At 54.9% G+C, this 25,926-nt stretch carries 22 protein-coding genes; 8 read left to right on the top strand and 14 right to left on the bottom strand.

The genetic code is table 11. The annotated features are described in order from the left end of the window. Nucleotides 1-668: 668 nt before the first annotated feature. Together cspE and AACU55_RS11995 are read right to left on the bottom strand one after the other, a co-directional pair. Nucleotides 669-881, bottom strand: coding sequence for a transcription antiterminator/RNA stability regulator CspE (cspE, locus tag AACU55_RS12000; protein ID WP_013574336.1), 213 nt, complete (start codon nt 879-881; stop codon nt 669-671). A gap of 352 nt (nt 882-1,233) precedes the next feature. Further along, nucleotides 1,234-2,292 carry a DUF1615 domain-containing protein gene (locus AACU55_RS11995; RefSeq protein WP_051931124.1) on the bottom strand — a complete coding sequence of 353 codons (1,059 nt, stop codon included), beginning with the start codon at nt 2,290-2,292 and terminating at the stop codon, nt 1,234-1,236. Between the two features lie 176 nt (nt 2,293-2,468). On the opposite strand from AACU55_RS11995, the gene AACU55_RS11990 reads away from it, so the two are divergent. Both AACU55_RS11990 and AACU55_RS11985 read left to right on the top strand, forming a co-directional pair. Further along, on the top strand, nt 2,469-3,197 hold the full coding sequence (locus AACU55_RS11990) for a DUF3053 domain-containing protein (protein WP_134705501.1): 729 nt from the start codon (nt 2,469-2,471) through the stop codon (nt 3,195-3,197). A 90-nt stretch (nt 3,198-3,287) separates the two neighbouring features. Further along, entirely contained in the window at nt 3,288-3,560 is a 273-nt protein-coding gene (locus AACU55_RS11985) for a hypothetical protein (protein WP_015689466.1), read from the top strand. Nucleotides 3,561-3,628: 68 nt separating this feature from the next. Here AACU55_RS11985 and AACU55_RS11980 read toward each other — a convergent pair whose 3' ends face one another. The 4 genes from AACU55_RS11980 to AACU55_RS11965 form a co-directional block, all read right to left on the bottom strand. Then, nucleotides 3,629-5,191 carry a sensor domain-containing diguanylate cyclase gene (locus AACU55_RS11980; RefSeq protein ID WP_037036438.1) on the bottom strand — a complete coding sequence of 521 codons (1,563 nt, stop codon included), beginning with the start codon at nt 5,189-5,191 and terminating at the stop codon, nt 3,629-3,631. Nucleotides 5,192-5,324: 133 nt separating this feature from the next. Then, nucleotides 5,325-5,804 (bottom strand): 2TM domain-containing protein, encoded by a 480-nt coding sequence (locus AACU55_RS11975; protein ID WP_013574332.1) that lies wholly within the window; start codon nt 5,802-5,804, stop codon nt 5,325-5,327. A gap of 114 nt (nt 5,805-5,918) precedes the next feature. Beyond that, nucleotides 5,919-6,410, bottom strand: coding sequence for a GNAT family N-acetyltransferase (locus tag AACU55_RS11970; protein WP_013574331.1), 492 nt, complete (start codon nt 6,408-6,410; stop codon nt 5,919-5,921). Between the two features lie 27 nt (nt 6,411-6,437). Next, complete coding sequence (locus tag AACU55_RS11965; protein WP_134705500.1) at nt 6,438-7,346, bottom strand: LysR family transcriptional regulator; 909 nt, start codon at nt 7,344-7,346, stop codon at nt 6,438-6,440. A 114-nt stretch (nt 7,347-7,460) separates the two neighbouring features. On the opposite strand from AACU55_RS11965, the gene AACU55_RS11960 reads away from it, so the two are divergent. The 5 genes from AACU55_RS11960 (at nt 7,461) to AACU55_RS11940 (ending at nt 10,596) form a co-directional block, all read left to right on the top strand. Then, nucleotides 7,461-8,612 carry a serine hydrolase domain-containing protein gene (locus AACU55_RS11960; RefSeq protein WP_134705499.1) on the top strand — a complete coding sequence of 384 codons (1,152 nt, stop codon included), beginning with the start codon at nt 7,461-7,463 and terminating at the stop codon, nt 8,610-8,612. Then, nucleotides 8,609-9,853 carry an MFS transporter gene (locus tag AACU55_RS11955; RefSeq protein WP_134705498.1) on the top strand — a complete coding sequence of 415 codons (1,245 nt, stop codon included), beginning with the start codon at nt 8,609-8,611 and terminating at the stop codon, nt 9,851-9,853. The genes AACU55_RS11960 and AACU55_RS11955 overlap by 4 nt, the downstream gene beginning before the upstream one ends. Before the next feature lie 96 nt (nt 9,854-9,949). Beyond that, a complete protein-coding gene (locus AACU55_RS11950) occupies nt 9,950-10,129 on the top strand; it encodes a hypothetical protein (protein ID WP_223509705.1) in 180 nt (59 codons plus the stop codon). After that, a complete protein-coding gene (yniD, locus tag AACU55_RS11945; RefSeq protein ID WP_013574326.1) occupies nt 10,123-10,230 on the top strand; it encodes a small membrane protein YniD in 108 nt (35 codons plus the stop codon). The genes AACU55_RS11950 and yniD overlap by 7 nt, the downstream gene beginning before the upstream one ends. A 174-nt stretch (nt 10,231-10,404) precedes the next feature. Then, nucleotides 10,405-10,596, top strand: coding sequence for a hypothetical protein (locus AACU55_RS11940; protein WP_013574325.1), 192 nt, complete (start codon nt 10,405-10,407; stop codon nt 10,594-10,596). A gap of 20 nt (nt 10,597-10,616) precedes the next feature. Here the strand turns inward: AACU55_RS11940 and recD are convergent, their stop codons facing one another. The 4 genes from recD to AACU55_RS11920 all read right to left on the bottom strand — a co-directional run bounded on the left by recD (nt 10,617) and on the right by AACU55_RS11920 (nt 21,076). Next, nucleotides 10,617-12,671 (bottom strand): exodeoxyribonuclease V subunit alpha, encoded by a 2,055-nt coding sequence (gene recD / locus AACU55_RS11935; protein ID WP_134705497.1) that lies wholly within the window; start codon nt 12,669-12,671, stop codon nt 10,617-10,619. Beyond that, nucleotides 12,668-16,351: an exodeoxyribonuclease V subunit beta gene (recB, locus tag AACU55_RS11930; protein WP_134705496.1), complete on the bottom strand. Its 3,684-nt coding sequence runs from the start codon at nt 16,349-16,351 to the stop codon at nt 12,668-12,670. Before recB ends, recD begins: the two co-directional genes overlap by 4 nt. Further along, nucleotides 16,348-19,806 carry an exodeoxyribonuclease V subunit gamma gene (gene recC / locus AACU55_RS11925; protein WP_037036447.1) on the bottom strand — a complete coding sequence of 1,153 codons (3,459 nt, stop codon included), beginning with the start codon at nt 19,804-19,806 and terminating at the stop codon, nt 16,348-16,350. Before recC ends, recB begins: the two co-directional genes overlap by 4 nt. Before the next feature lie 172 nt (nt 19,807-19,978). Continuing rightward, the gene (locus AACU55_RS11920; RefSeq protein WP_121019592.1) at nt 19,979-21,076 is read right to left on the bottom strand and encodes an NADH:flavin oxidoreductase/NADH oxidase; all 1,098 of its coding nucleotides are present in this window, start codon (nt 21,074-21,076) and stop codon (nt 19,979-19,981) included. A 220-nt stretch (nt 21,077-21,296) separates the two neighbouring features. Here AACU55_RS11920 and AACU55_RS11915 point away from each other — a divergent pair, with 220 nt between their 5' ends. Beyond that, complete coding sequence (locus AACU55_RS11915) at nt 21,297-21,602, top strand: SelT/SelW/SelH family protein (RefSeq protein ID WP_037036451.1); 306 nt, start codon at nt 21,297-21,299, stop codon at nt 21,600-21,602. A 74-nt stretch (nt 21,603-21,676) separates the two neighbouring features. On the opposite strand, the gene AACU55_RS11910 is transcribed toward AACU55_RS11915, so the two are convergent. The 4 genes from AACU55_RS11910 to AACU55_RS11895 are packed head-to-tail and all read right to left on the bottom strand — an operon-like array spanning nt 21,677 to nt 25,912. Further along, on the bottom strand, nt 21,677-22,537 hold the full coding sequence (locus AACU55_RS11910; RefSeq protein WP_134705495.1) for a ribokinase: 861 nt from the start codon (nt 22,535-22,537) through the stop codon (nt 21,677-21,679). Between the two features lies 1 nt (nt 22,538). Then, nucleotides 22,539-23,396: a MurR/RpiR family transcriptional regulator gene (locus tag AACU55_RS11905; protein WP_013574318.1), complete on the bottom strand. Its 858-nt coding sequence runs from the start codon at nt 23,394-23,396 to the stop codon at nt 22,539-22,541. Beyond that, nucleotides 23,396-24,367, bottom strand: a complete 972-nt coding sequence (locus tag AACU55_RS11900; RefSeq protein ID WP_134705494.1) for an ABC transporter permease — start codon at nt 24,365-24,367, stop codon at nt 23,396-23,398. Before AACU55_RS11900 ends, AACU55_RS11905 begins: the two co-directional genes overlap by 1 nt. Nucleotides 24,368-24,418: 51 nt before the next feature. After that, entirely contained in the window at nt 24,419-25,912 is a 1,494-nt protein-coding gene (locus AACU55_RS11895) for a sugar ABC transporter ATP-binding protein (protein ID WP_134705493.1), read from the bottom strand. Between the last annotated feature and the right edge of the window lie 14 nt (nt 25,913-25,926).

Here is a 25,926-nt window from a genome sequence, read left to right as displayed (position 1 = left end):
TGATGTCCCTGTGTAATACCCCTGTAGAACCCTGTTATTTTGCCCGCCGCGTGCGGGCTTTTTTTTGCCTGTTTTCCGGCAAAGGCATCCTTTGGGATTTGGGAAGATGAGCGATTTGCTCTTATGCACGAATAATTCGAGTTGCAGGAAGGCGGCAAGTGAAGGAATCCCGATGAGCTTACTTATGTAAGTGATTCGGGTGAGCGAAGGAAGCCAACGCAGAGTCAGCCCAAAGGATAAAGGGAATTCCCGCAAGCATTTGGGTTGGATCAAGGCGGCAACAGAACGCTTCCCCGGGAGCATACATCAGTATGTGACTGGGGTGAGTGATGGCGGCCAACGCAGAGCCAGCCCAAAGGATAAAGGGAATTTGCCGGTGCTTTCCCGGCCGTCATATTATGGCGCAAGCGTCCATCGAACACTCCGACATTGCGCGGCCTGAGCACGGCCATTTCATAACAGAAAAAACAACGGGTGAAATAATCCAACTGGCTTTTCTGTTATGGCTCCCGGAAATAAATTCAGAAGCTTATATATAATAAACCCCGGCGTTGGCCAGGGTTTATTTTTGTCATTGATAATGTCGATATTGAAACAATTATTCTGGCTGCTCCGGGTTTAACCCATCTTCGCTATTGCAGAGTGTTTGCCTTCAATATCAGGCGACATTACAGAACGACAACGTTACCCGCTGATGGGCCTTTCTGACCATTTTCGATGGTGAACTCAACGTTCTGACCTTCGTCCAGGGTTTTGAAATCATTGCTCTGGATTGCAGAGAAGTGAACGAACACGTCTTTGCTGCCGTCTGCAGGGGAGATGAAACCGAAACCTTTACCAGCGTCAAACCATTTTACTAAACCAGTCATTTTATTAGACATAGAAAATACCTTCTTCGTTTTTATTTTATGATGCCATAGGGCAATATAGGTCTGTTTTTATTTGAAATACTTATGGATGCATCAGAGAAGGAAATTCGTCGGAGAAAGGATTTGCTATATCACTTGAACCAGGAACTGCTTTACTAAAATGTCTTACATAAATAGGTCTTAACCACAAACCGTTGACGCTATTTACACACAGGCGGATTTATTAAGCAAGCTTTTATTTCAACGGGATTATATTACCGGCGGATTTATTCCAACCGGAAATATCGCTCAGGCCGCCCGTGACAACGGCTGTAGCCCGATTAAATAATAAGAAAGCCTGCCCGGTTCCGGCAGGCTTTAAGAATCATCCTCCCGCTCTTTTCATGCAATCCGCACGACGACCGTCTACCCGCTTAGCAAACCACGCGGTAGTCAGCTTGCGGGTAATCTTCGGACTTTCCAGCGTGATGCCCGGTAGCATTTCCCGTGGTTGTCTTTTTCCGGTGGTTTTATCCGCCAGCGCGAAGACCTGCTTGTAGAGCCGGGTCTCTTCAAACTCCAGTTGTTCGCCCTTCTCCAGTGCCTTACGGATGGCCGAATTGCTGATGTCCAGACGTTTGCTCAGTGTGCGTACCGCCAGCTCTGTGCCGCCCGGTTTATCAGTGCCGTAGTTAATCAGGTCACCGTCCAGTGCCAGCGGAATGCCGGACACTTTACTTACCGCACTCTGGAATGCGGCGTTGCGGCTGGCATACCAGCCAGCATTAAAGTCGGCAAAGCGGTATAACGGCTGAGTGTAATTCGCCGGATACCCCAGCAGATGTTTGACGCCAAAATACACGCCGCCGCGGCGGCTAAACACTTCGTTGCGGATTGAATCCTCAACTTTATACGGATAGCCTTTGGCGTTTTGCTCGGCAAACGCGATGCTGACCTGCATCGGCCCGCCGGTATGCACCGGATTCAGATTGCCGAACAGCTTCTGCCCCATCGGCACCATATCAATGAAATCATCAAAAATCGCACTCAGCTGTTTCTCGGTTTTTACGTTATCCAGCCGCTCGCTGTAGGATTTGCCGTTCGGGGATTTCAGCAACAACGCGGTGTGCACCAGGAAATTGGGCACATGAACCGCATCGGCGCGCCGGTCAATCTCTTTCCACGCAATTTTGCTTAATCCCGGCACCGGTGCGTCGGCGTTGAAATTGGATTCCTGCTGCGCCACCGCCAGCACAGAACAGATATTTTCGGTGGTTGCCGGAATGTTCTGCGTGGTGAAAGCGGCGGTAATATCGGTCGCCCAACCTTTTCTGTCAGGGGCTGATGTCGGCATCAGCCGCACGATATCCGCTTTCACGTCATGCGGATTTTGCACCGGCGTTGCGCTTTTTTTCGTCGAGGTACACCCCGCGAGGATCATCATGACCAGCACCGGCGCAAACTGTTTTATCGAAAATGACTTATGCTTCAAAGTGATACATTCCCTGAATAAATGACTCTGAGAGTGACGTTAGCGAAGATAGCTATGCTGATCTAGCAAAAAAATATCTTTATGCGTTAAGGTTAAGGCTCTGATGATGGAGATAAAGGAACAAGGAAATGATGCACTCAGCGCCCCGCTTACAGACCTCACACCGCGTATTTTTGCTCCCTTTTATGATGTTGCTGATGATTGTTGTCCTCAGCGGCTGCGGTGATAAAGAACCCGCACAACGCAAAGCCTTTATAGATTTTCTTCAGTCGCGGATCCTCGATAAACCCGTGCTGGCCGTCCCGCAACTGACCGAAGCGCAGAAAAAAGATTTTGGCGATTACACTAAAGATTACGCGATTATCACCGGTTTTCATCATCAGATGAATATCGAACTGGATTCTTCGCTGGTGCCGGTTTTTGCCGGTATGAACGGCGTAAACAGTGTCAGTAACCTGCTTGAGCAGCGCGATGATCTGAAGAAAATGGCTGACAGCAGTGAACGATGGAAAGAGAAAATCGTGCTGCTGAAAACCCAGGCCGATACGCAGCATGCAGCGCTGAAACAGCCGGAAGACCTGAAGAAGGTTTACGATCAGGTGTATGAGAAAACCATCGTTAAACCGTCAGCCGTCACTGAGCAGGTGTTTGATTTATTGCCGCAGGTGCTGAACCTGATTGTAGCGAAGGCAGACTTCATCAAAAGTCAGGGCAAAAACGTCACCATCACCGGCAACCGTCTGCAATTCGCCAACCAGAAACAACTGGATAAATACAACGCCATCCAGCAACAACTGGTTCCGCTGAATGCGCAACTGATGCAACTCAGCCGTCAGATGCAGCAAATGGTGCGTTAATCCACCAGGCAAAGACCCGCCCGCCGCAAGACGGTTTTTTCATTGCGGTGCTTTTGTTATGGTGTGCGGCAATTAAATAAGGAGACACCTATGAATGACGAGACCCTGAACAAACGTGTTGACCAGCTTGAGCGCGTAAACCGTGAGCTGCTGGTGCAGATTTCCGCCATGCGTCTGCTGTTCGGCAGCGTGGGGAATGTGCTGAATGCCAGCCAGGAAAATGCGTTCACCCTTGCGGTCAATCAGGCGCTGGAAGCCAACCGTGCAGATGTCGCCAATCAGGCTGATCTGGATGATGCCTCACGCAAATTCCGCGAAGACGTCTTCAAATGCACTGAATCCCTGCTGCCGGGTTCACGCTAAGTCAAAGCTCAGGCGCAATGCCTGAGCCTTTTCTCATCCTTCTGGCTGGTCGTTTAGCCTCATCCAATCTACAAATTCACCACGCAGTTACGCCCTTTATTTTTGGCCTGATACAGCGCTTTATCCGCGGTTTTCAATGCCCCGTCAATATTGGCTTTTCCGGGATAGAACAGGGTAACGCCGAGTGAAATCGTGACCTGACCGGCCCCCTCAAACTGCTGCATTTCAACCTGCTTGCGCAAACGCTCGGCCAGCCCGGTGGCCTGCGTCAGTGACGCGCCGGGCAGCAGCAGCAAAAATTCCTCGCCACCCATGCGACACAGCAGATCGCCTTCCCGCGAATTACTCAGAATGTGGCGCGCCAGTTGGGTGATCACCCTATCGCCCACGTCATGTCCGAAAGTGTCGTTTACTTTTTTGAAGTGATCGATATCGAGGGTGATGACCGCAACGCGCGACGATTCCTTTAGCTGTTTATCCACCGCCTCATAAAAACCGCGCCGGTTCAGCAGCCCGGTCATCGGGTCGGTATGGGCTTCGGTACTCAGTTGTTCGATACGCTGATGCAACAAACGGATCCCCTGCAACATCACCGTTTTCAGCTTCGATGCTTCGTAATACCAGGCATTGATCTGCTGAATTTCCTCGGAGACATCATGTGAGTCCATGGTGTCAGCCTTCGAGGCAAGCTGCCGCAGCGGCCGCGAAATATAGCGCGTCAGCAGCCAGATGCAGATGAACACCAGAATGACGATCGGCAACGTGTAGATCAAAACCTGCATCATTACGTGATACAGCAGTATCACATCGGCTTTCGCCGGATGCAGCACCAGCACCGTCCAGCCCGCCACCTCCACCGTAGAGAAACCCGCCAGAGATTCTTCGCCTTGCAGGTTTTCCATACGCAAAAAACCCTGCTCCCGTCCGCCCAAAAGTGCCTTGTTCACATGCCCCTGTGGCGCGCTTTCGCTCCAGCCTGACGCGTCGCGATACAACACGTCGCCTTCACGGTCGATGACATAGATATAGGCGTCTTTACGGTAATTGCGGGCATTAATCAGCGTATCCACAATGCTGCCTTTGCTCAGGTCAATTTCGGTGGCCAGATACCCGAGATAGCCGCCACGCGCATTACGGATAGGTGAGGAAAGCACAATGATGTGATTATTCTGTGGAGTGAGAAAGGGGGAACTGAGCACCGGATTTTGCGTTTTCAACGCAGCGGTATTGGCATCAGACACCAGTTTTAAACCGACCATCGCCGCAGAGTTTCGTGAAGCCGCCCGCACGACGCCGGTGGTATCCACCACCAGCACCGAGCTGAAGCGCTTACTTTGCAACTGCAAACGATCGGCTTCTTCAGTCAGTGCATCAACATTGTTAAACCGCTCGCCGAGTAAATCGGCGCTATAGGCCACCTGCTTGTTTGCGGCATTGAAAAACAAATCAGCCGTCAGCGACAGTCGTGTAGCGAACGACTGACTCGCCCTGAGGGAGGATTCGGTAAGGAGCTTCTTCTCTACCTGAAAAATTGCCAGATAACTGCTGAGCAAGGTGACAAGCGTACTCACCAGTGCAAGAAGCAATATCAGTCTCTTAAGATTAAATGCAAACCGCCGCTGCTGATCCATTCTCTGTCCGTTGAGCTAATGACCCTGAATATTACAGAGGATAGCAGCATGTCCGGCAAGGGTTTTGATATGTCTCAGTCAGGGCAGTTTTGCTTACGATTAACACGGGCGCTTTAGTAGCATTTTTTCCGGATCAGAGCTTGCGTATTAACTTCTGTAAACGCGCCTTCTGCCAGCGCTCAACCGATCCGCGAAAAACAAAAATGCGTAACCCCCGCAACAACACAATGCCGCCCCAGATACACAGGGGCCAGACGAACCAGACTGAATCCGGTGAGGTGTAATGGTTTATCGCGAACAGACCGGCATTGACCACCGCCCACAACAGAACGGAACGATAAAAACTGCTTTCTTCCGCTACCTGATATCTGGCTTTTTCTATCTGGTCGTCAAGCGCCTGCCCCGAAGCACTGCCCGTTTTCGCATCGTTTTCTGTCAGTTCAGAAACCTTGATATCAAAGGCTGCTGCGATAGCGCCGAGGGTTTCGAGGCTGGCCTGCTCACCATTTTCGATACGCTGCACCGTGCGCACGCTCAGTGAGGAAAGTTCTGCCAGTTGTTCCTGAGACCATGCACGGGAAATGCGAAGTTGCCTGATTTTGCTCTGATTCATAATTTTTACCTGTAGAGTGAATGTTGAACACCCAATCAGCATGCAACGCAGGATCGGAAATCAACACGACAGCAACCTGACACGGACACGTCAGCAAACTGACAGTATTAAAAATCAGAAGGTTAGCCGGTAAAATTTACTGTCTACCGCCATCAGCGGGAAGGCTGGCGGCAGATCCGGCACCGTGACTTCCTTAAAACCGTTCTTTTCATAAAAGCGATGCGCCGCCAGAAACTTGTCTGTCGTGCCGAGAAAAATATCTTTCACATTTTTCTCCCGGGCATGATGCAACAACGTGTTGAGTAACAATGTGGCCACGCCGTACTCCCTGCCACGAAAAGGCGCGCTGACAAACATTTTGCGCAGTGCTGTCTGCGCATTGCCGATATCTTTCAGTCCCAGCGTGCCCACGACTTTCCCTTCATAGCGGGCAACCCAGAAATCCCCGGCGCCGCGCTGATAAAATTGCGGAATGTCATGCAGATCAGGCTGCTGTTCTTCGGTGATGACAATGCCAAATTCCTGATTCTGGATCGGTAAAATCACATCCACCACACCGCGCTGATCGGCGGCAGAAAAGCGTTCAATTAAGACAGAATGACTCATCACACACTCCCTTAGTTAACAACAGATTTAATGAGGACATAGCAGCGCCAGCTCGGGATTTTCAGGGAAAACCCGTTCACTGAGAAAATCAATAAACACCCGCAACTTCGGCGTCATATAACCGCCGGAGGGCCATAAAATGTAAAAATCACCACTGCGCTTCACGTAATCATCCAGCACGGTCACCAGTTGCCCGCCCGCCAGCTCCTTGCGGATACTGAAATCAGGCAGACAGGCGATGCCCAGCCCCTGCAGGGCAAAACATTGGCGCGTTTCAATATTATTGCAAACCATCGATACCGGCAGCGATAAATCCTGATATTCCGGCAGCGGCCATGGTTCAAGCTTTCCGCTGTTAGGAAAGCGAAAATGCAGACAACGGTGATCAACCAGTTCCTGCGGCTTCGCAGGTGTACCATACTGTTCAAAATAATCCGGCGCGCCGACCAGTAAATGATGAAAAGTACCCAGCTTGCGCATCGACAATCGCGAATCAGCCAGTTGGCCGGTGCGCACCACAGCATCAAACCCCTCTTCCACCACATCAACGATGCGATCGGTGAAATCCAGATCCAGCCCGATATCGGGATAACGACGCATAAACTCGCCCAGCACCGGCAAGAGTAGCGTGCTGACCTGAGGCAAACTCAGCCGCAACCTGCCGCGCGGACTTTCCGCCAGTTGCGACAGCTCGCTTTCTGCCGCCTCGAGTTCCGCCACAATGCGCCGGCAGCGTTCGAGGAACAGCGTCCCTTCGACGGTCAGCGTCACGCTGCGGGTGCTGCGGTGAAACAGCCGCACATTCAGCCTGGTCTCCATGCGCGCAATGCTTTTACCTACCGCCGACGCCGATACGCCTAAAATTCGCCCGGCTGCCACAAAACTGCGGGTTTCTGCCACCTGTACAAAGGTATTCAGGCTACTGAGATTTTCCATTACTGCCCCCGATTACGGACATCATCGTCCGTATATTATGGAAACCTACCCTACTTTTTCCTCACTGAGGAGATCTCTATCGTGATTTAACACTTTCTGAAGCTGAGATATCCCATGAATTCCACTGCGTTGAAATCCCGACTTGATTGCGTTATCGCTCAGGCTATTCAGTCACAAAGACTGGTCGGTGCCGTTGTCATGGTCGCCCTTCACGGCGAGGTGGTTTACCACCAGGCTGCCGGTTTTGCCGACCGGGAAAGCCACCAACCGATGACTGAAAATACGCTTTTCCGTCTGGCATCGGTCAGCAAGCCGATTGTGTCCACCGTGGCAATGGCGCTGATCACCCAAGGGAAGCTGGCGCTGGATGACGATATTCAGACAGAGTTGCCGCAGTTTCGCCCTACCCTGCCAGACGGACAACCGGCACGCATCACGGTACGGCAGTTATTAAGTCATACCGCCGGGCTGAGTTACCGCTTTTTTGAGCCGGACGAAAACGGCCCTTATGCCCGCGCAGGGGTTTCTGACGGAATGGACAGCAGCAGCATTTCGCTGGCGGAAAATCTGCGACGTTTATCGGATGTGCCTTTGCTGTATACACCGGGCACGTCGTGGGGGTATTCGCTGGCCGTGGATGTGCTGGGCGCAGTACTGGAACAGGTCTGCAAACAACCGCTCGCTGAAGTGGTAAAAACGCAACTGACCGACCCGCTGAGCATGCATGACACCGGTTTCTTCGCACATGACCCGGCGCGGCTGGCTACGCCGTATGTCAGTGATGTGCCACAGCCCCATCGTCTGCGTGAAGGCGAAAAAGTCGCCGCTTTCGACAATACCGTGGGAATTGAATACTCACCTTCGCGCGCACTCGATGCTCAGGCTTATCCTTCCGGCGGCGCGGGTATGGTCAGCAGCGCGGCTGACGTACTGAAGATGCTGGAAATGTTGCGTCTCGGCGGCGCTCCGTTGATCTCGTCCGCGCTGGTCGATGAAATGGGACGGGATCAAACTCGCGGAGCCGAACTGCCGGAATCCCCGGGTCTGGGCTTTGGCTTAGGTTTTTCGGTATTACGTGACCCGCAGGCTGCCGCTTCACCGGAATCAACCGGCACGTGGCGCTGGGGCGGGGCTTACGGTCATTCCTGGTTCGTTGATCGTACCGCCGGACTGAGCGTGGTTGCCTTGACCAATACCCTGTATGAAGGCATGTCAGGTGCGTTCGTCACTGAACTGCGCGATGCGGTGTATGGAGCGCAGTCATGAATTCCCCTGCCTTGAAATATCCCCTGCCACTTTCAGCTTTACTGGCGATGGCACTGACCGGCTTTATCGCCATCATGACCGAAACCTTGCCCGCCGGATTGCTACCTCAAATTGCAGCGGATCTTAATGTGTCACCGGCGATGGCCGGGCAACTGGTGACGCTGTATGCCGCCGGTTCGCTGATGGCCGTCATCCCGCTGGCAGCACTGACACGGGGCTGGAACCGCCGCACTGCGTTGCTGACGGCAATCTTTGGCTTTCTGATTTTTAATACCCTCACCACCTTCTCGACGAATTATGTCCTGACGCTCTTCGCCCGCTGGGTGGCCGGCGCGGCGGCAGGGCTGGCGTGGGGGTTACTGGCCGGTTATGCACGTCGGATGGTCCCGGTGCATCAGCAAGGGCGTGCGTTGTCGGTGGCGATGGTCGGCACACCTCTGGCGCTATCTGTCGGCGTTCCGCTGGGCACCTGGATGGGCTCCGCGCTCGGATGGCGCATGGCATTCGGCGTGATGTCCGCCATCACGTTGCTGCTGATTGTCTGGGTGGTGAAAAAAGTACCGGACTATCCGGGGCAGGCCGCAGGGGAACGCCAGCCTTTAAGACAGGTAATGATGATGCCCGGCGTGCGCAGTATTCTGATGGTGATCCTGCTGTGGATGCTGGCGCACAACCTGCTTTATACCTACATCGTGCCGTTCCTGCGCCTGTCCGGGCTTGATGCACGGGCCGATCAGATATTGCTGGTTTTCGGCCTCGGCGCGCTGGCAGGCATTGGTATTACCGGCATGCTGGTGGATAAACATTTGCGGCGCACCCTGCTGGTCAGCCTGATAGCCTTTGCCCTGCTATCACTCGTGCTGGCGCTGAGCCGCTTTTCGCCGCTGACCGTGACATTGTGTGTCGCGCTGTGGGGGCTGACGTTTGGTGGTGCAGCAACCTTGCTGCAAACGGCGATTGCTGACGCTACCGGTGAACATGCCGATATGGCGCAATCGATGGTGGTCGTGGCGTGGAATCTGGCGATTGCCAGTGGCGGGGTAACCGGTGGGATCCTGCTGGAAACCGCGGGTATTGCAGTCTTTCCGTGGGCCATGCAGTTGCTTATCGTCGCCGGGCTGATTATTGCCGTCTGCGCCCGCAAGAACGGTTTCCGCCCGGGAGCCCGTCATGAAGAAATAGCACTAATGCCGGAGGAGCAGAAACGGGATCAAAGTTTCGAATCAGGCGAAAAGGTATAATCTCTAAACCTTTCCGGAACCAGAATGCTGAAGCCGCTCCCGATGCGGCTTATTCTCGCAAAGTAAAAATCAGGCAATTCAGAATCAATGGGAATCATGGAAGTACGCAATAAAGCCGTTATACTTTTGTCAGTTATTGCCATCGCAGCCTTACTGTTGATGGCGTTTGAATGGCTCACCGATCAGACCGTTCCTGAACTGAAAGAACATGTTGTCCACTATGTTGATCAGCACATGGCGCACTCAATGTCCGGATTGCAGGAGGAGAAATGGTAACCAAACGGATGATGACCAAGCACTGGAAAATGGTCGTAGTACTGCTGTGTATCTGTGGCGCACTGATGCTGTTACGCTGGGCGGCGATGATCTGGGGGTAAAGTATTGCAAATTACCCCGCTTAAAACTGCTTAAATAAGCATCATTCCGGTCAGAGGGTTGAAACCTTCCGCTACGCGAGCCAGAATATCCTGAGTGATTTTTAAGAGCCCGTTCTCCCGTTTATGAAAATACTAAAACCTCGTCGTCCGCATGGGCGATGGACTTATTACATCATGCATGAAGACATTCTGTGGCCCTGCCCGGTTCGCTGGGAGTGGGAGAATGGCTACGGTGGCTGGCTGCCTTTTTATTACTCACCGACGCTGGAATTTGTGGCTGGCGATCCGGACAAAGCCACCAAAGTGGCGGGCAACAAGGCCCGCACGCTACATAAACTCGTCAGAATTCATGAGCACGAATGCTGATTTTCGTCTTCAGGTATGCGTTACGCGCTTTCGATTAATCCGCTGGCACGTAACACCCGACGCTTCACCGCATCCGGTAAAACGGCATTCATTCCCCCGACACATCCCAGACTGAACCAGTGACGCGCACGGGTAATGCCGGTGTAAATCAGCTCGCGCGTGAGGATCGGACTGAGATTCTCCGGCAGCAGCAGCGCGGTATGGGTAAATTCGGACCCCTGCGATTTGTGCACCGTCATGGCAAATACGGTTTCCACCGCCTGCAAACGCCCCGGCATCACCCAGCGGATATCCTGCGTACCGTCTCCGGCCAGAAACGCCACTCGCAGGGTCGGCACCACAGTACCATCGGCAAGACGATGCGGGATCTCCAGCGTGATGCCGATATCGCCGTTCATCAGACGCTGGCTGTAATCATTGCGGGTCACCAGCACCGGACGCCCCGGATACCAGCCGATCGACGCCTTAAGCAACCCTTCCTTTCGCAAGATGTCGGCGATGCGCTGATTCAGTTCTTCCACCCCCCAGCGCCCGCCACGTAAGGCGCACAGCAGCTGGAACTGGCTGTAGGCCAGAAGCACTCTGGCCGCCCAGCGGTTGAAGGCTTCCGGCGGTTCATTGTCTGCCGGTCGCGCCTGGATCATCACGTTGAGATAATGTTGATAGCCGACCGGAGGTTCTACGCCTTCGCGTCTGGCCGCCGCCGGGAACTGCTTCGCGCCGCCCTTCACCACCCAGTCGCGCAGTTCAGCATCATCGTCAGTGCTCAATGTCAGTTGCGCCAGGTCAGCGTATCCATGTTTCCAGACCTGTTTCAGCGCTTTCACATCCCCGTCATTTACTGCTTCCGCTAACTGGCCAATGCCGCTTTGTGCATCAAAACGGTAACTGTGGCGCAGCATCACTACAGCCTGATCCATCGCCGTACCCAGGGGATCAACCAGCGAATCCGGGATCTGTTCGCCGGTCACGCTTTGCAACCAGTCGCGGGTATGCGGCAGATAATGGCCGCCGTTGGCGCGCTGACATAACTCGCTCAGTAATGCCCCCGCCTCCACCGACGCCAGTTGATCTTTATCGCCGAGCAGGATCAGACGCGCCTGTTCTGGCAATGCCGCCAGCAATGCGGCCATCATTTCCAGATCGACCATTGACGCTTCATCAACCACCAGCACATCCAGCATCAGCGGGTTGCCCGGATGATGGCGAAAATGCCGCGTATCGGGGCGGCTGCCGAGCAGACGGTGCAGTGTCACCACATCGGTGTTGATACTTTCTCGCACCGCATTACCGTTGCCGAGCGCACTGAGATCCAGCTTCGATACCGCACCGGCAATTGATTCATTGAGTCTTGCTGCCGCCTTGCCGGTCGGCGCGGCCAGTCTGATGCGCAGTGGCTGACCATTTTCCTCCAGCGCCAGCGTCTGTAACAACGCCAGCAGACGCACCACCGTGGTGGTTTTACCGGTGCCCGGCCCGCCGGTAATAATGCTGAACGCACTGCCCGCCGCCAGCGCGCAGGCCAGTTTCTGCCAGTTGGCGATATCAGATTTCGCATCCGCCGGGAATAACGCCGTCAGCGGCGCACGCAAAGATTCCACCGGCAAAGTGTGCAGCGCACTGCGCGCCAGACGTTGTTCAATTGCCGCCCGCACATTCTGTTCGTACTGCCAGTAACGGCGCAGATACAGCCGCTGGCCGGTCAGCACCAGCGGCGAATTACCTTCGTGGTGTCCGACCAGCGTCGGGTGCACCAGCGCCGCCAGCCATTCCTGCAAACTCAGGTCGTCGAGCACGGCCGCCGGACGGATCACCGCGCCGTCAGCGTGATCGCCTTCCGGTGGCAGCGAGAGTGAGAATGCACTGTCATCAAGTGTGGCCTGCAAATCCAGACACACATGACCGCGCCCTAACTGATAGCTGGTCAGTGCGGTCGCCAGCAACAATAACGGATGCGCGTCCGGCGCTTCTTTTGCCAGAAACGTCACCAGTGCGCGATCGAGTTCGCGCAGCCAGCCACATTCCACCCAGCTCGCCAGCAGTTGTGCGATATCTTCACGGCTGTTGATTTTCATGCGTGTTCCTCCGTGCCGCTGAACAGAGCGTCGAGTTGTTCCATTAATGCTTTGTCCGGCCGCTGAACGCAGACGCCGTTACCCGGCGCGTGGCTGCCGCGCAGGAATAAATACACCGCGCCGCCGATATGCCGGTCGTAGTCATAATCCGGTATGCGGGATTTCAGCAGACGATGCAGCGCAAACAGATACAGCGAGAACTGCAAATCGTAGCGGTGCTCGCGCATTGACTGCGTCATATTTTCCTGGTCATAACCGCTGGCATCGTCTCCGAGCCAGTTGGATTTATAATCCAGCACGTAATAACGCCCGTCATGTTCAAACACCAGATCGATAAAGCCTTTCAGCATGCCGTTGAGATCTTCCGCCAGCAGCGGCGCACGCTCCGCGCCCTCAAGCGTGTATTGCTGAACCAGCTTGTCGAGGCGAACAGTTGAGACCTTTGTCAGCGAGAACCAGAACTCCATTTCAACCTGATAAGGCGGCAGTTCCGCCAGCGTGAAGGTTTCACCGTCCGGCAGGGCTAACGGCTGCGTCAGTAACGCGGTCAGCCAGCCGGAAAGCGGTACGATCCACTTTTCCCAGCCGCGCGTATTACAACGCCGCGCGACCTGATCGGCGATTTTCGCCGGATCCTTCGCCAGTGCCGCAAACCCTTCGTCGCCCGCCCATTCCAGCAAACCGTGCAGGAAATTACCCGGCGCAGGGCCGCGCGGAAACGCATACAAATTCTCACCGGTCATCGGTTGCAAAAGCCCGGGCACCGGCTCTTTGTCTTCCACAAATACTTTCTGATCTTCTAAATAGCTGTCCTGCGCTGCGCTTTCGATCTCACCACGAGGCTCCCGGTTCAGGGTCTCCGGCACCATGTAGGTGCCTGCCGGTGCGATTTGCAGGCCGGAGAAACTCGACACCCACCAGCGCGGCCCTTTATACGTTCGCAGCGGCGGGCGCGACCCGAGTTCCGGCAGCAACTGCTCACTGCGATAGATTGCGCCGTCCGTGACAGGCAGCGGCCAGGCGCGAATGGTGTCTGTCTCCAGTGCCTGCAAACTGGCGGGCAGCGCATCCGCATCGATCGCGTCGCCGCCGTGGAACAGATAGCCGGAGGCGCTCTTTTCGAACTCTTTCAGCGGAGCCATGCCCAGCCACAGCGCGTAACGCGAGCGGGTCATCGCGACGTAGAACTTACGCAGGTCTTCCCCCAGACGCTCGCGATCGGCCTGCACCAGTTGTTCATCCGTCGCGCTCAGCGCCACTTCCAGTTCACCTTCCGCCGTGTGCCATTTCAGCGGTGAGTCCTGTTTTTTCACCGCGCGGAAAGCACAGGCGAAAGGCAGGAATACCAGCGGATATTCCAGCCCTTTGGACTTATGCACCGTGACCACTTTCACCAGTTCTGCATCGCTTTCGAGACGCAGTTTGCGCGCATCGCCCCCCTGATGTTCATCCTGACACTGTTCCGCCAGATAGCGGATCAGCGCGTGCTCACCGTCGAGCTGAACGCTGGCCTGTTGCAGCAGTTCAGAAAGATGCAGCAGGTCGGTCAGCGCACGTTCGTCACCACGGCCAAGCAGACGGCGCGGCACGTCGAATTCCCACATCAGACGGCGCAGCATCGGCAGAATGCCCTGTTTGCGCCAGCAGGTACGCAGCGCCTGAAACTGCTGAACGTAGCGCTCCCACTCGTTTTCATCCTGATTGAGCCGGTCCAGCGCTTCCCAGCTCAGGTTCAGCGAAGGTGTCGCGAGGGCCGCGCGCAGTAACCGGTCGTTTTCCGGCGCAGCACAGGCCGCCAGCCAGTATTGCAATTCGCCCGCCTGCGCACTTTCAAAAATCGATTCTTTATCGGAAAGATACACACTGCGCACGCCGCGTTTCGACAGCGCAACGCGCACTGCGGTCGCTTCCCGCCCGGTGTTCACCAGCACCGCGATATCGCCGGGCATTACTGGCTTCAGCATTTCGCCGGGCAGGCCAAAACCGGCAGAACCTTGCTGGCCGAGGCGCAGCAGGCGAACAATTTCCGTGGCGCAGCCGTCGGCCATCAGCTGGACATACTGGTTTTTCGGCAATACTTCCGCCTGATTCTCCGGATACCACAGCGTCAGCGCAGCGGCTTCGGCATCATCAATTACCAGCGTATCGGCGCGTCCTTTGGCTTCTACCGGCAGGAACGGCACCTGATTTTCAGCGCCGCGCCGGAACAGGAACGCGCCCTCGCCGGACTTGCGATTTTCGGCCAGTTCAAACACCTGATTCACCGACGCCACCATCGCGCGGGTAGAACGGAAGTTGGTCGCCAGCGTGTAGTGGCGGCCACCGGTATCACGACGGGCGCGCAGATAGGTATAAATATCGGCACCACGGAAAGCGTAAATCGCCTGTTTCGGGTCGCCGATCAGGATCAGCCCCTGCTCCGGCGCATTTTCCGCCACACGGTAAACGGCGTCGAAAATACGGTATTGCAGCGGATCGGTATCCTGAAATTCGTCGATCATCGCCACCGGGAATTGCGTACGGATGATCTCCGCCAGCCGCGCGCCGTTGTCGCTGCTGAGCGCAGCGTCCAGACGGGTCAGCAAATCGTTGAAACCCATTTGCGCGCGCTTTTGCTGCTCGAGGTCAAAACGATTTTTTATCCAGCGGCAGGCATGTTGCAGTAAACCGCTGCGGGCATCCGGCAAACTTTCCAGCCGGGTTTTCAGGGTTTCCATTGCCGAAATGGCCGGATGGACGGGCGCAACGCCCTGCTTCCAGCCTTCGTCTAAGCCTGCCGGTGTCAGGCGGGTCCAGCCGGTTTTGAGATCCGGGATTATTTCGTCGCTGGTCGCCCAGGCGTGAAGTTTATCCAGCCACGGATTGAAATATCGCGCCTGAATTTTCCCATTCACCGCTTTCGCCGCTACAGCGCCTTCGAGCATTGTGCGCAGTTCCTGCGTCCATTGCGGCCAGTCTTGTTTCAGCGCCGCCAGTTCCGCCGCTTTCAGGTTATTCACCGTTTCGCATACTTCGGCAGGCGTCTGATCTGAGCCTAACTCCCCGGCATATTCCAGCAGCGGCATCACGCTGCGGTGTAAGTCTTCCGGTGAGCGCCACCAGCCGCGCAACATACGGATTTCCTGCTCACCAAGCGGGAAATAGAAACTGCGCCAGTAATCGCGCACCACGTTCATCAGCAGTTCGGTCTGGTCGGTTTCCAGCGTCTGGGTAAACAGGCTGTCGCTGTCGAATGCGTGCTCGCCAAGCATGCGGTTACACCAGCCGTGAATAGTGGAAACGGCGGATTCATCCATCCATTCCGCCGCCAGTTGCAGCTTGCGGGCACAGCCCGGCCATTGCTCCGGCGTATATTCCGCACGCAAATTTTGCAAAAATTCGTCGCTGTCATTTTCCGCGTCAGGATTTCCTAAAAAAGACCCCGCCGCTTGCGATAAACGCGCACGGATGCGATCGCGCAGTTCTTTGGTTGCGGCATCGGTAAAGGTCACCACCAGAATTTCCGGCGGCGTCAGCGGGCGGCTGAAGGCGTTATCGCCGCCGTGCCCGAGCACCAGCCGCACATACAGCGCGGCGATGGTGAAAGTCTTGCCGGTACCCGCGCTGGCTTCAATCAGGCGGCTTCCCGTCAGCGGAAAGTTCAGCACATTCAATGCTGATGGCAGACGTTGTTCCGTCATTCCTTGTCTCCTTTCTTACTGCGGGAAAGATAATTGATCAGCGGTGCCAGTAGCACATCGGCCAGCCGGGCAAATTCACCGTCAGACCAGAGTGCGGCAAAGTCCGGCCACGCGCGGGCCAGGTACGCATTGCTGTCACGCTCACCAAATTTCATGTTGGCCGGATCGTGATTTTCGTAGCTGTCGCGGGCGGCAAGCCAGGCATCGCTGTCCGTTGCGCTGTGCGCCGTGCCCTCTTTTTTCAGCCAGACAAAGGCGGTTTTTACCGCCAGCGGCAACGGCCGCAACTGCCCGATTTTCCACGTTTCAATCAGCGTGTCCCACAGTTCGCGCGCATAAGCGATCTCCAGCGGCGGTAATTCGGCGGTGCCGTTTTTGCTGACGATAAAGGTGTGCATTGGCTGTCCGTCAAGATGCCCCGCAAGATGCGCAACCCAGTAAGGCAGCAGCCTGTCAAAGCGGTAAGCGCGATCTTTTATGATGCCGGTACTTTCCAGCACCACGCGGGCACGGCCGCCCGCAGCATTTGCCCGCAGTTCGCTCAGCCAGTCGGAGAACGTCACACCACCGGTTTTATCTTCCACCGCCTCATTCGCCAGCGGCTGCGGCCATGCATCGAGAACCTGCTGATAGCTGGCAAACAAGGTATCCATCGGTTCGGCCAGATCGTCACTCAGCACCGCAGCAAATTCGCCCGGTGCCAGCTCGCCGCGTCGTTCAATACGTTCGAGTTGCTGACGTAAAACGTCCTGACGCGAAACGCCCGCTTCCAGTGCCCATTTTTGCGCGCGGATCAGCTCATCCTGCAACCGCCAGTTTTCCAGCGCATTGATGTCGAACGGCTCCTGATCTTCGCTGCCCGGATCTTCCAGCTCAAAGTAGATGTTCAGCCGCTGGCGGAAGAAACTGCGCACCGGATCCGACAGGAAATCCGACAACTGACGCAGCGTCAGTGCGCCTTCCTGTTCCACCGGTTGCAGCGGTTGCGCTGCCACGGCAGCGGCTTCCGCTTCCAGCCCGGCACGCCATTCGTGGGCATAACTGAACAGCGGGCTGCCCTGACTGAAATAGTCGCGGTTGAACGGTTGCAGACGATGTTCGGTGGTCAGGGCGTGCAGTAAATCTTCGCCATTTTGTGCTTTCCAGCCTGCCGCCAGATGGTCGCGCAACTGCGCCACCAGCACGGATGGCGGGCGCTCGGTGTTGTCATGAATGCTGCGCCCCACCCAGCTAATGTGTAAGCGTTCACGCGCAGAAAGCAGGGCTTCGAGGAACAGATAACGGTCATCTTCACGGCGTGAACGGTCGCCCGGGCGGTAATCGCGCCCCATGAGGTCGAAATCCATCGGTACGCGGTTACGCGGATAATCGCCGTCGTTCATCCCCAGCAGATGCACGTGGCGGAAAGGAATGGCACGCATCGGCATCAGCGTGGCGAACGTCACCGCGCCGCCGAAAAACGGCTGGGTCAGACCCGACTGGTCGAACTGCGCCAGCCAGTGATCGCGAACCACCGACAGCGGCAGTTCGGCCTGTAAATCTACGCTTTCACAGGCTTCGAGCCAGATTTCCAGCTCACCGTGCAGACGCACTAAAATAAAGCCATCTTCACCGTCATCCTCGCTAAAGTATTGAGAAAGGATATGACGCAGACGCCTGCCCCACTCCTGCGGAGGCGCAGGTTCACGTAGCTGACGCCAGGTGTCATCCAGGCAGTTCAGCAGATGTGACAGCGGGCCAATCAGTGCCGCATCCAGCCCGCCGATTTCATCCAGCGGCTCGATGTTTTTCCAGGCTTCGCCGCTGCCCACCGCATAGCCCAGCAACATGCGTTGCAGACCAAAGAACCAGCTGTTTTGCTCCGGTGATAACGGCAGTTCGAGGCTCTGGCGCTGCTCGGCATGCAGCCCCCAGCGCACGTTGGCGGCTCTGATCCAGCGGTGCAGCAGCGGCAGTTGTTCTTCTTCAATCCCGAAACGCTGACGCACCGACGGCACATCGAGTAAATCCAGCAAATCACTGACCGCAAAACGCGACTGTGGCAGTTCCAGCAAACTTTCCAGCGCACCGAGTAACGGATTATTCTGGCGTGGTCCCTGATCGGCAACGGTGAACGGGATATAACGCGGATCACTGCGCTCCATCAGGCCAAACACCGCCTGAATGTGCGGCGCATAACCGTTGATATCCGGCACCATCACGATAATGTCGCGCGCTTTCAGCGTCGGATCTGCGGCCAGCGCCGCCAGCAGGCGGTCATGCAGCACTTCCACTTCGCGCTGGGCGCTGTGGGTAATAAAGAAACGCAGGGAATCGTCATGCTGAACGTCAGCGGCAGGCCATTCATCGATGGTTTCAGCCAGCGGGCGCAGTTGCAAAATGTCTTCCTGCAACTGATGCAACAAGGTATCGGTGCCGTTTGAGGTAAAGAGGTCGATGCGCGGGATCACCGGCGCCAGTTGCGCCGCATAGGATTCGTGGTTGTCGTATTCATTCAGCAAACCGATATAGTCGCGCCCCTGCTTGCCCCATGCCGCCAGCAACGGATGCGCATGCTGATGGAGCTCATCTTCGGCAATGACCTGCGGCATGCCCGGCTTACGCAACTGACGTATCCGCTCTGCGCGCAGCAAATCTTTATCAGCAATGATATCGCTCCAGTCGTGCTCGCACGGGTTATGCACACACATAAAGATGTGTGTCCAGCGTCCCAGCACGGCCAGCACTTCAAGGGATTGTTGCGGTAACGAGGAGATGCCAAAAACCACCAGCCGCGCCGGTAAACCGGCCGGGCGCTGGTCTTCAGGAATAGTTTGCGCATAGTGCAGGAAACGCTGATGCAGCGCCGCACGGCTGGTGTTGCGCTCGTTTTCAGGTACATCCGCCAGCAGCGCGCGCCACAGTTGCGGCTGCCACAGCAGGTTTTCCGGCAAGGGCTCGCTGCCTTTACGGCTGGTGCGCAGAACGTCCAGACCGTTGCCCCAGTCTTCCAGCCAGTCAGCACGGTAAACCTGATACTGATCGAATAAATCCGCCAGACGCTGCGCCAGCTGATGCAGTTTACGCATATCGCCGTCATCTTTTAAGAAACGGGCCAGCGGCGCAAAAACGGGTTCGGCAAGCAGTTCGGGTAACAGGCGGATCAGGCGCCAGGTCAGCAGCGGACGGTCGAAAGGCGACGATTCCGGCACCTGTTCTTTGCCGAGCACCGCGCGGTACACCTGCCAGAAAAAACGTGCCGGAAGTTTGATATCCAGCGCCGCTGCAATTCCGCAGCCACCGTCGGTCACATCACGCGCCAGCGCCAGTTTCAGCCACTGGTTGATGCCGTTGCTCTGCACCAGAATCACTTCATTTTCCAGCGGCGACAGCGGATGCGCTGCCATCCACGAGACCAGCACGTCCCTCAGCGTTTCTGAGTGATTTCCGTGTAATACCATCAAACCTGAATTCACGCCCGCATCCCTTGTTATCGCCTGTCAGGGTTGAGATTTTGCGTTGATTTGGAAAGGATTGAAAGGACAGAAAAGAAAAGAGGCAGGGCTTGCGGCCTGCCTCGTAGCAAAATGTAACGCGCTGAAAATTACCCGCGCGTTTTACGAGCTTCTTTCCAGAGATATTTTAGGATCACTGAATGCTGTAGCGCTCAAGCCAGTGCGCGTAAGGCGCAGGCAGAACCCATGAAGGATTGTCCTCGCCCAGTTCTTTCGCCAGCGCATACGGATAATGCGGGTTGGCGAGCATGGCGCGGCCAATCATCACCAGATCCATATCTTGTTCGCTGATACAACGTTCGGCCACGTCTGCCGACGCAACGCCCCATGAACTCGCCACCGGCAAGCCGGCTTCAGCACGCACGCGGCGCGACACTGGTGCCAGGAAACCGGCTCCCCATGGGATCTGTGCTTCCCAGGTCGAGAAACCGACGCTGACGTTGAGCATATCCAGCCCTTTCTCACGCAGAATACGGGTCAGTTCGATAGATTCCGCCAGCGTTTCTTCATCGCGGCCATCGTATTCGATCACGCCAAAACGCGCGGTAATCGGCAGGTTTTTCGGCCAGACGGCGTTAACGGCGTCGAAAGTTTCAATCAGGAAACGGCTGCGACCGGCAAAATCACCGCCGTATTCGTCGGTGCGGGTGTTGGAATGCACGGAGAAGAAGCTTTGCGCCAGATAGCCGTGGGCAAAATGCAGCTCCAGCCATTCAAAACCGGCATCGCGGGCACGTTTCGCGGCAGCGACAAAATCGGCCATCACACGCTGGATATCGGCTTTGGTCATTTCTTTCGGCACTTTCGGCAGGTGTTTGCCGAATGCGACTGCGGATGGCGCAATGGTTGCCCAGCCACGCGGATCGCCTTCAGCAATATGATCGTCCCCTTCCCAGGGCAGATTGGCGCTGGCTTTACGGCCTGCGTGACCGATCTGGATCCCCGGTACTGCGCCTGCGGCTTTGATGGCTTTGGCAATCTTCGCCAGTTCAGCAGCCTGTTCATCGTTCCAGATCCCGAGACATCCCGGGGTGATACGCCCTTCCGGCGAAACCGCCGTCGCTTCGACAATCACCAGGCTCGCGCCGCCGCGTGCCAGCGTGGCGTAATGCACCTGATGCCAGTCATTCGGCACGCCATCAGTGGCGGAATACTGGCACATAGGCGGAACGGCAATGCGGTTTTTTAAGGTGACGTCTTTCAACGTAAATGGCGTAAATAGTGCAGACATAAAATTTCCTCGGTGGATTGGCGCATTAAGCACACAGAGTGCTGCCAAAGAGCTATAAGCAGAAGTGTAGAAATATTATAGTGCGTATCAATTTTCGTTATAACTCAATCGGTGCCCCGCCGCCCGTCAGTGGCTGAGACAACAACTGGCGCAGGTCTGTAGCGGGCAGTAATATCCGATTTCTGAAACGTCGATAAAATCCTCTTAAAAGGGTCGTACCATGGAAAAATTACCTGCCATCACCATCACTTATTGTTCTCAATGCAACTGGATGCTGCGCGCCACCTGGATGGCGCAGGAATTGCTGAATTCGTTCAGTACCGATCTGGCGTCGGTAACGCTTGTCCCCGGCACCGGTGGCATTTACGAAATCAAAGTCGATGACGAGATTATCTGGGAACGCAAACGCGATGGCGGTTTCCCGGACGCCGCACTGCTTAAACAGCGTGTGCGCGATATTTGTTTCCCGGAACGTTCACTGGGGCATGTGGATAAGAAGAAGATTGATGAGAACGGTGAGGCCTGAGGGTGCGCTAAACGCAAAAAAGGCAGGACATTCATCCTGCCTTTTGGCGTTTTAGCAAAGACTGGCATTAAAAGTCAGGCTTTGCGGGAGACGTGTTCGGCGGCTGCACGGTTGGCTTTTGCGACAGAATCTGCCAGCGTTTTCCCTTGCAAGAGTGATGTGCACAACGTGCCCATAAAGCAGTCACCGGCACCGTGGGTACTGACCAGCTCTATTTTTTCGGCGGGCATCGACTGGCTGCGTCCGCCGGCTGCACACCAGGCCACACCGTGTTCACCCGCCGTCACGATAACAGCCGGAGAATGCTGGCTCAGTAATTCGGCTGCCACGCAGGCATCGGACAAATCATTGACCGGAATACCGCTCAGATCACGGGCTTCGACGCCATTCACCACCAGCAAATCGACAGCAGACTGCATCTCAGCACAAAGTGTCCGCGCCGGTGCGGCATTCAGACAAATGCGGATCCCGCGCTGTTTCGCCTGTTTCGCTGCCGCCAGATTCACCGCCTCCGGCACCTCATTTTGTAACAACAGCATGTCAACCTGCTGCCACAAGGCATCATCATCAAACTGCGCGGTATCAATGTGGTTGTTTGCATTGGAAACGACCACTGCGCCGTAATCCCCTTCTGCATCCATCAGCGCCACGCTCATGCCGGAAGGTACGCTTTCATTAACGGCGATAAAGCTGCTGTCGACCGCGTTTTCATTTAGCACACCACGCAGGAATTCCCCCTGCGTATCGGCGCCCACGGCACCGGCAAAACGAACACCGGCGCCCGCTCTGGCAGCGGCAACGGCCTGATTCCCGCCCTTGCCGCCGAATTTATATGAACAGCCGCTGCCGATCACCGTTTCGCCTTTTTCCGGACGATGATGCGCGTGGATCACGATGTCATAATGAAGGCTGCCCGTGACTAAAATTTTACCCATTTTAGTATTCCCGAAGGTCCTGAACCGCCTGCTGGGTTTTCATCAGGTTCTTTTCTGCCGTTTTCAGATCCTTCTGGGCAATCGCCACAAATAAGGCATCCAGAATATTCAGCTGAGCGATCCGCGACGCAGCATTTTCCCCGAGCAAGTGCGATCCCTGAGAGGTTGAATTGAGAACCACATGCGCATTGCGCGCAATGGGCGACTCGGCGTAATTGGTGATGGCGATCACTTTGGCGCCATTGCGCGCCGCCAGTTTGATCGGATCATTCACCGCGCGGGTGGCACCGGAATGGCTGATCGCCACCACCGCATCATCGTCCGATAAGACCGCTGCCGACATCAGCATGATATGCGCATCATCGTAGACCGTCGTTTTAATGCCAATTTTCAGCAATTTATGCGACAAATCTCTGGCGACGGCAGCAGAGCCGCCGACAGCATATAAATCGATGTGCCTGGCTTTAAATAAAATGTCAGCAGCCCGGTTAAATTCCGAAACATCGACAATAGATAATGTTTCTTCTATTGCCTGAATAGAAGTACGGAATACTTTTTCAAGTAATTGTTCCGACGAGTCTCCCGGCTCAATTTCCGCATGTAAATTTGCCACTTCAGAATAGTTGTAATAAATCAAACTGCTTCTGAAATCTCTGAATCCTGAAAAGTTTAATTTTTTGGTCAGTTTAACAATCATCGCCTCAGAAACATTATTTTCCAGCGCAATTTCTTTTAATGAAGTTTGCTCAGAAAAATCATTTTTAGACGTAATCGCTTCGACGACTTTTCTTTCCAGCGGCGTCAGATGTGGCAATTTCATACGAATTTGAGCACCAATGGCTCGCGGATCCTGATTCATTACTTGCCTCGTGTCGCTCTGTCAATCAACATCGCTATGATAATAATAAGGCCAGTAGCAAGCAATTGATAAAACGCCTGAATATTGAGAAGTGTCAGACCATTACGCAATGAACCTAAAATAACCGCGCCAATCAGTGTGCCGATCACACTGCCTTTCCCGCCCATCAGCGAAGCCCCGCCAATTGCCGCCGCAGCAATAGCATCCAGCTCCCATAAATTCCCCATGGTCGGTTCAGCGGCACCCAGGCGACCAATCAAAATCAGTGAGGCTAAAGAGGCCAGCACACCGGAGATCACAAAGACCGTGACCTTGGTTCTTTTGACCGGAACCCCCGCGACTCGTGCGGCTTCTTCGTTGCCGCCCACGGCCAGAATATATTCCCCCAGCGGCGTTTTGTTCATCACCGTCCAGAGTATCGCCGCGATAGCAATAACAATCACGATTGGTGCCGGAACCCCGAAAATCGTGCTGTTAATGACGGTGCGAAACTCCACCGGGATACCAAAAATCGGGTTACCGTTGGTAAAAATCAGCGCCAGCGCGCGGAACAGCGAGAGTCCGCCGAGGGTGACGATAAACGGCTGTAAACCGGCATACGCCACCAGCATGCCGCTGAACACGCCGCACAGTGCGCCGACACCCAGCGTCGCCATTATTGCCACTGGAACCGGGACGCCGGACACCATCAGCGTGGCACCCAGCACCGCCGAAAGTGCCGCCGTCGGCCCGACGGAGAGATCGATACCGCCGGAAATAATGACCAGCGTCATGCCCAGCGCAATAATTCCGTTGATGGAGGACTGCTGTAATATATTGAGTAAATTAGGGACGGTAAAAAATACCGGCGACAAAAAAGAGAAGGTGATCACAATAATCACTAAGCCAATCAGCGTACCGGCATCGCGTACGTTGAATTTAAATAATGCCGAAGGCATAACCTTGGGCTGAACATTACCTTGAGTCGTCATAATAATGGCCTTTAATCTTTGTAGGTGTCGGAGAAATAGTTTTCAGACCGCTTAATTCACATCGTTAATCGCATAACGGGCAATGTTTTCTTCAGTAATCTCATCACCGTTAAGTTCTTTTGTGATTTTCCCTTCACGCATCACCAGGACTCTGTCTGAGATACGAATTATTTCCGGCATCTCGGAAGAAACCACCACAATGGCTTTTCCCTGCTGCGCCAGTTTTTCTATCAGATTATAAATCTCAGACTTTGCTCCGATATCAATTCCCCGGGTTGGCTCGTCAAAAAGAAAGACTTTATTGTCCGCTGCGACCCAGCGACCAATAATGACTTTTTGCTGGTTTCCGCCGCTGAGTGTTCCAATGGGTTTTTCTATGTTAAGCGGACGCAACCGCAGATCGGTCATCACGTCCAGCGCCGTTTTATCCAACTGATTTCTTTTCAGCAAACCGTATCGGGTAAATCGCCCCATTGACGGCAACGCCATATTCATTTTGACTGCGCGCTCTTTAATGATGCCCTCTTTTTTACGATCTTCCGGCACCAGTCCGATCCCGGCGCGGATAGCAGAACTGACATTGTGATTTTTCACCGCGACGCCTTCCACCTCAATGCTGCCGCCGGTTTTGGCATCAATGCCGGCGATGAGTTTCAGCAACTCTGTACGCCCGGAACCGACCAGTCCGGCAATTCCCAGCACTTCACCGGCCGTGACAGAAAAAGTCGCTGACCGCACGGCATTATCACGACTCAATCCTTCGACGCGCAGCACTTCCCTGCCGGTCGCATAAGAGTGATGGTGCACTTTTTCGATTTTGCGTCCGACCATTTTGGTGACAATAGTTTCTTCGGTTTCATCGCAGATATTGACCACGCCGACCTGTTTACCATCACGTAAGATCGTCGCCCGATCGCAAACTTTGAAAATCTCGTTCATTTTGTGTGAGACATAAATCAGCGACACATTCATCGATTTGAGATCTGAAATCAGCTCTGCCAGGCGCTCAAACTCCGTCGGCGTCAGGCTGGAAGTCGGTTCATCCATTGCAATGATCTTCGCTTCATCCAGCAAAGCGCGGGCGATTTCAACGATCTGTTGCTGAGATACTTTCAGGTTCTTGATCGGCTCATCGGGATCAATACTGGGATCAAGACGACGCAGGATCGCCACTGCCCTTTTGTACTGAGCCTTTCTGTCGACAAACAACCCTTTGAGTTTCGTTAACGGGCGGCCAAGAAACATATTCTGTGCCACGGAGAGTTCAGGAACGTGCTGCAATTCCTGATGGATCATCGCGATACCGGCATGACGGGCAGACAGCGGATTCTTCATCTGAATAACCTGCCCTTCCACCAGAATTTCACCGGAATCTGCCGCCCGCACACCGGACAAAATATTCAGCAGTGTCGATTTTCCCGCGCCATTTTCTCCAATCAGCGCATGGACTTCGCCCGGCCTCACAGAGAAATCAACGCCCTGAACTGCTGCCACGCCGCTGTAGCTTTTGCTGATGCCGCGCATCGTCAAACTGTACTGTTCCATACACTCTCCTGACC

The organism is Rahnella sp. CJA17(1/100) (assembly GCF_963881615.1).
GTDB lineage: Bacteria > Pseudomonadota > Gammaproteobacteria > Enterobacterales > Enterobacteriaceae > Rahnella > Rahnella aceris.
The sequence above is the reverse complement of the archived record's forward strand: the minus strand, read 5'-3'. Positions and strand labels throughout refer to the sequence as shown.